At 52.6% G+C, this 6,088-nt stretch carries 4 protein-coding genes and 1 pseudogene; 4 read left to right on the top strand and 1 reads right to left on the bottom strand.

Translation table 11 applies throughout. The features are described 5' to 3' along the window. From M0974_RS12675 to M0974_RS12660, 4 genes and pseudogenes are all read left to right on the top strand, one after another. A partial coding sequence (locus tag M0974_RS12675; protein ID WP_297836797.1) for a dipeptide ABC transporter ATP-binding protein occupies positions 1-1,370 on the top strand: 1,370 nt, incomplete at its 5' end. A gap of 166 nt (positions 1,371-1,536) precedes the next feature. Beyond that, positions 1,537-2,880, top strand: a pseudogene (locus tag M0974_RS12670) (OprD family outer membrane porin). A gap of 612 nt (positions 2,881-3,492) precedes the next feature. After that, positions 3,493-4,320, top strand: a complete 828-nt coding sequence (locus M0974_RS12665; RefSeq protein WP_297836794.1) for an alpha/beta hydrolase — start codon at positions 3,493-3,495, stop codon at positions 4,318-4,320. 162 nt (positions 4,321-4,482) lie between these two features. After that, positions 4,483-5,052, top strand: a complete 570-nt coding sequence (locus tag M0974_RS12660) for a VOC family protein (protein ID WP_297836791.1) — start codon at positions 4,483-4,485, stop codon at positions 5,050-5,052. Between the two features lie 51 nt (positions 5,053-5,103). On the opposite strand, the gene M0974_RS12655 is transcribed toward M0974_RS12660, so the two are convergent. After that, complete coding sequence (locus M0974_RS12655) at positions 5,104-6,039, bottom strand: alpha/beta hydrolase (protein WP_297836787.1); 936 nt, start codon at positions 6,037-6,039, stop codon at positions 5,104-5,106. Positions 6,040-6,088 lie beyond the last annotated feature (49 nt).

The raw sequence follows: 6,088 nt of genomic DNA, 5'->3' as shown, positions 1-6,088 counted from the left end.
TTCCCCACGAGCTTTCCGGCGGGATGCGCCAGCGCATCATGATTGCCATGTCGCTGGTCTGTGAGCCGACCTTGCTGATCGCCGACGAGCCGACAACCGCGCTGGACGTAACAGTCCAGGCGCAGATTCTGCGCATCATTAAAGAACTGCAAAGCAGCCTAGCAATGGGCGTTATCTTTATCACGCACGATATGGGCGTCGTTGCAGAGGTCGCAGACCAAGTGATGGTGATGAAAAAAGGCGAGACCGTTGAGCAGGGCCCCGCCAAGGCTATTCTGCAGTCACCTCAGCAACCCTATACCCGCGCACTGCTGGCCGCGGTTCCTAAAATTGGCTCAATGCACGGCACTTGTTTGCCCGCAAGATTTCCGCTGATCGATGATAAAACCGGTGAAACCTCACCGAGATTGGAACCAGCCCGTAACGTGGCCCCTGATTACGAACATCCACCCATCCTGAGTGTAAAGTCGTTATCCATTCGATATGACCTCAAGGGCGGTCTCTTCGGAAAAGTCAGACGCCGGGTTCATGCCGTCGAAGCCATCGACTTCGACATCTACTCAGGTGAAACATTGGCGCTGGTGGGCGAGTCCGGATGTGGCAAATCAACTAGCGCTCGCGCGATCGCCGGCCTGATGCCCATACAGGGAGGGGATATCGTCTTCGGCGGTAAAAACCTTGCCTCGTTGAACAAGAGCGGTTTGAAGACACTGCGTCGCGACATTCAAATGGTCTTTCAAGACCCTTATGCATCCCTAAACCCGCGCCTGACCATCGAGGACAGCCTGTTAGAGCCGCTGCATGTTCATAACATTGCGCGGGGCGCCGAGGCACGCAAGCGGGTACGAAACCTGTTGGAGCGAGTTGGGTTGTCTCCTGAACATGCGCAACGTTATCCGCACGAGTTTTCCGGAGGACAACGGCAGCGGATCTGCATCGCACGCGCGCTGACGCTATCCCCCAAGCTCATCATTGCCGATGAAGCGGTATCGGCACTGGACGTGTCCATTCAGGCTCAAGTGATCAATCTTCTGCAGGATTTGCAACGTGATATGGGGATTTCATTCCTGTTCATCTCCCATGACCTTGCAGTGGTTGAGCGGGTCAGTCATCGGGTGGGGGTGATGTACCACGGTCGTATTGTTGAAATTGGCCCGCGTCGCTCGGTATTTGAAAATCCGCATCATGCCTACACCCAAAAGTTATTGAGCGCCGTTCCTTCGGCTGATTTAAACGCCCCCAGGAAACCGTTCAGCCTTATGGAAGAAGTTGTGCCGAGCAGAATTTATGATGTTGACTATCATGCGCCGGACGTGAGCTATCTGGAGGTAGGGCCTGGCCACTTTGTTGCCAACTCGGCCTTTATGTAATCCATAAGTTCATGTTGCTCTGCTGTCCTTAATCGCTCAAGGACAGAACTATAAAAATAATAGTTAAATACGCTGCCTGCGAAGTATCGAAGCTATTTAAGTTGGCAAACAAAAAAAAGAATTTCCTGCTTACAACAGTCTTTACTCTTGCATGGGGAGAATATAGATGAACAAAGACAAAATGGCGCTCGGCCTGACTTTGGCCGCATTAAATCAACACGCCTATTCCTCCGGTTTTCTGGATGACAGTAAAGCCTCCGTCAGCTCTCGCTCGCTCTATTTTGAAGGGGATCAGCGTGGGCCTAAAGGAGTGGATCAGCGGCAGTCGGTAACAGGCTTGAAATTTGATTTTAGCTCTGGTTATACGCAAGGACTTATTGGGTTTGGGCTCGATGCCCAAGGATTGCTGGGTGTGAACCTCGGCGGTGGCATTTCTCCTCACAGCGCCTCTACCAGTAATACCGTCAGCCACGTAGATTCAGATGGCACCCCGGTTGATAACTGGAGCCGCCTAGGTGCCAATGCCAAGATCAAGCTATCCCAAACCGAGTTGAAGGCAGGCAATGCGCTGGCTCCCAACCTACCGATTTTGGTAGCTAACGACGCGCGCCTACTTCCTCAGTTCTTTCAAGGTACGATGGTTATTTCCAAAGAGTTTGCTGACGTCACTTATACGGCAGGCGAACTAAACCGCGCCATCGGTCGAGCCTCGAGTAACTGGGCCGGCATTTCTGCGGGTGGACGCAAGGGTTCCGATGCATTCCGTTTCGCGGGCGCAGACTGGAAACCTACGAAGGACCTGATGCTCCAGTATTATTATGCGCAACTGGAAGACTACTACGGTCAGTCCTTTTTAGGTTTAATCCGTGATTTCCAGATATCACCTGACCAGTCTTTCAAAACCGATCTGCGTTACTTCAACAGCCATTCTGATGGAGAAAACGGTAGCAATACCAACTACCAGTACAAAAATGGCTATAACGCTGGCGGACTAGGGAAGATAGATAACAATACGTGGTCTGCTGCGTTTACTTATACGCTTGGCGGCAACTCACTGACCCTCGGCCATCAGCGCGTCAGTGATAGCGGCGGTATGCCCTACGTTACTAACGGCAACCTTGTTGATGGTCGCGGGCGTTCAGAAGGCTAGGGAGGCGCCAGTGTCTATCTTTACACCGATATCATGATTAACAATTTTACCTGTGCGGGGGAAAATTCTAGTTTTGGTATCTATCGGTTTGACTTTGCTGGTCTTGGTGTTCCAGGGCTGAAAGCTCAGTGGACGTATGTCAAAGGTCAGGACATCCGAGGTATTGGCAATGCAACGACCGGGCGATACAGCGAATGGGAGAGTGATTATCGGTTGGACTACGCGATCAAAAGCGGTTCGCTCAAAGGATTAGGCTTCTCACTTCGTCGCGGAAACTATCGCACCGAGCTGCCAACATCTACAGCCCAGGATCAGGATCAAACCCGTTTTTACATAAACTACACCTATTCGCTTTGGTAACAGTTGCCGCTCATAAATGCTCTTTGCCCCTCGTGCCAGCATGGCGGGACTGAATGTCCTAGCCAAAGCTGGGCGGGGATATACAGCTTCTTTGATAGCGGCTACCCGGACGATGCCCAGGACACGGTGGACGTCATAGGAGAAGGAAGTAGGGGTGTTGCTCGCAAGCCTGCTGATCGAGAAGCTTCAGATAGACCTCATCTTCGGCGTTATGCTCGAAGCGACTCAACGCATCAGCCACCGCTCATAATCATCGTATTGCCGCAGGGGAGGGCACCGTCAGACAGGTTGTCTGAGCGCCCCGACCTTCACGTCGTATAAATCTGGCCAATCTGTGCCGATCCTCAGTGCTCAACGAACTGTTGCAAATCGCTATGGATTAGCGATTGCCAAAAGCTGTGCCGTTTTTCAGCCCATGAATGCTTTGATCAATCACTGAAAATTCCCTCCGCGCCGCCACTTGGTTTGATCATTTCCCGAAAGTCGTTGCCGTGCATATTTCATATATTGAAATTAATATCAAATATTGACATTAACGCAGGGACTTGTAGTATCGTTCGAGCAACGGGCGTGCTGTCGCCCGTGCAATCAATAAGAACAAGGAGAATGGTCATGGGTACAGCTGCTGCCATCAATGTGCGCGATACAGTGCTATGGGTAGAAGACACTGCCGAGAATGATTTGCCTGTAGTGCTCTGTCTTCACTCTTTATGGTTGGATGGGACAATGTTCGATCAGCTCGTGTCAGATGCACGAGGCCGTTTCCGCGTCATCCGCCCCGACTTTCGGGGGCAGGGTAGAAGTGCGCTGGCTCATGACGCCGTCATTGATATGGAAACATGCGCCGATGACATCGACGCGTTAATCGATCACCTGCAACTCCGTTCGGTAAATTTGGTGGCTCAATCAATGGGCGGAGATGTGGCGCTGCGGTTGGCTGCGCGCCGCCCTGAGGTCTTCCGCAGTTTAGTGATGCTTGGATCGTCCGCCAGAAGCGAACCACCTGAGCAGATCGAATGGGTCCGAAGCTGGCTCGATGCAGCATCTACGACCGGATTTGTTGGTGAAAATTTAGATACCCTCATGACCGTAATGTTTGGTGAGTCCACTCGCCACAATCCTGCAAAACAGGAAATGCTTAATTACTGGAGGGCTCGCATGGAGACAACGCCGCTCTCAATATGGCCCGCGATTCTTGGTGTTATTGAGAGAAAAAGCGCTGTGCCGCTCCTGTCCAGGTTGACGACTCCCTCACTGATCTTTTCTGGCACTGAAGATATGCCCCGCCCGCCTGCCTGGGCGGATGAAGTCGCAGCTGGCTTGCCGAATGCCAAATTAATTAGGCTCGAAGGTATTGGGCACAGTCCATTACTCGAAGCGTCCGAGGTCGTCATTCCACATATTCTGAGTTTTCTCGAGCATCCACACGCGCGCTCCTAGAATTCAGTTGGTTCGCACGAGGATAAAAATGACTGCAAGTATCGCCCTTCAATCGAAGCCATAACCTGATAGCTCCACTTCGGAGCATGCGACGAATTTCATGCCTTTAACGCCATGCCTCGTTGAATGCACGACCGATTGTTTTGTGACAAAGGAGTCTTCATGTCATCGCAGTGCATACGAAACGACTTTGCTCCCTCAGTTGTAGATTGTCCCTTGATTCAACTGTGCTTCGTGGTCGAAAATCTCGAACAGGCAATGGCTCAGTTTTCTCTTCTTGCCGGTGCTGGGCCGTGGTTTATTTTGCCTCGGATCCCCACCGATCTGGACTCAACTGTCTACCGGGGCGTCCCTACGCCTATGGGGGCTCGTATTGCTCTGGCCTATGCGGGAAACCTTATGTACGAATTGGTTTGTCCCGACCAAGGTTCATCGTCAATTTTCAAGGAGTGGGCGGACATTCGAGGGTACGGCTTGCATCATCTTGGCTATGCCGTCAGTGAGTTCGATGCTTTGATGGCGTCGATGGAGTCTGGCGCGGTGCAATTACTGACGACAAGCACGACGCCGAGAGGAGCCAGAGTGGTAATGATTCAGGGGGAGGAGCCTGAAGGCGTATTGGCAGAGTACATAGAGATCATTCCAGCCAGCCGCGATTTCTACTCCTTTATGCGCAAGCAATCATTGTGCTGGGATCGGCAGACGCTAATATTTGCAAAATCTCTGGAATGAATGCATCGAGCCCATCAGGGCTCGATGCGTATCAACGTTATTCTTCACTGATCATTTATTGGCGGCCAGGTCCAGAGCCTGATCAAGGAATGTGGCAGCGTTTTCCAATGCCTGCATCCCTTCAGGAAGTATGGCTGCGAATTGATGCCACACATGGAACATGCCAGGCCACACTTCAAGCGACACCCGAACCCTGTTTTCACCCAAATGGCTTGCCAATCGGATTGCATCGCTGAGCATCACCTCATTCTCGCCGATTTGTACCAATATCGGCGGCAAGCCGCGCACATCGGCAAATACTGGCGATGCGTCCGGATCAGAGGGCAATGCTCCATTCAGAAATGCTTTAGCCAATATGGTCAGTCCCTCAAGGCTAGCTTGCGGGTCCAGTCCGTCGCGGCTACGCGCCGACGTACCGGTATGTTCCAAGTTTGCCCAGGGCGAAATGGCAACACCCCCAGCGGGTAGCGGCAACCCGGCATTTCTCGCCTTGACCATGACCGATACCACCATCGCACCGCCAGCAGAGTCGCCGGAAAAGACGATTGAATTGGCGTCGTGGCCTTGGCTCAACAGCCATTTATAGGCCGCAAACGTGTCGTTGATCGGGATGGGAAAGGGGTGCTCTGGAGCCAGGCGGTAGTCCGGCATATAGACCTTAGCCCCAAGCAACTTGGCATAGTGTCCGGCGAGGCCCAGATAGCCTTCGGGGCTGCCGGCTACGTAGCCCCCACCATGAATGTAAAAAAGTATTTTGTCGCCATCGAGATTATCGGGGGTAACCAAAACGCCACGCACTCCGCCCATGTCGACATCGGTGCTGGTGACACTCTCCGGCACAGGATGAGTGGCCAGCACTCGTGTATAAGCTTCACGTTGCTCAGCCATGGTGATGTCGGTCGGTAGCCCTAAAAGATGGGGGCCGAAATCGTTTGCAGACGCTGCCCACGCGGCCAGGCGCTCTTGAACAAGGGGGGGAAAGACCATTTCTATCTCCTCGCGCCCAGCGCACAGACGCTGGGTCATGAATTAATTG

It is taken from the genome of Pseudomonas sp., from assembly GCF_026224925.1.
Taxonomy (GTDB): Bacteria; Pseudomonadota; Gammaproteobacteria; order Pseudomonadales; family Pseudomonadaceae; genus Aquipseudomonas.
This window is presented reverse-complemented; position numbering and strand designations above follow the sequence as displayed.

Coding starts and splice junctions, on each gene's coding strand:
- M0974_RS12665 (WP_297836794.1), top strand. CDS start 3,493: ATGGGTACAGCTGCTGCCATCAATGTGCGCGATACAGTGCTATGGGTA.
- M0974_RS12660 (WP_297836791.1), top strand. CDS start 4,483: ATGTCATCGCAGTGCATACGAAACGACTTTGCTCCCTCAGTTGTAGAT.
- M0974_RS12655 (WP_297836787.1), bottom strand. CDS start 6,039: ATGGTCTTTCCCCCCCTTGTTCAAGAGCGCCTGGCCGCGTGGGCAGCG.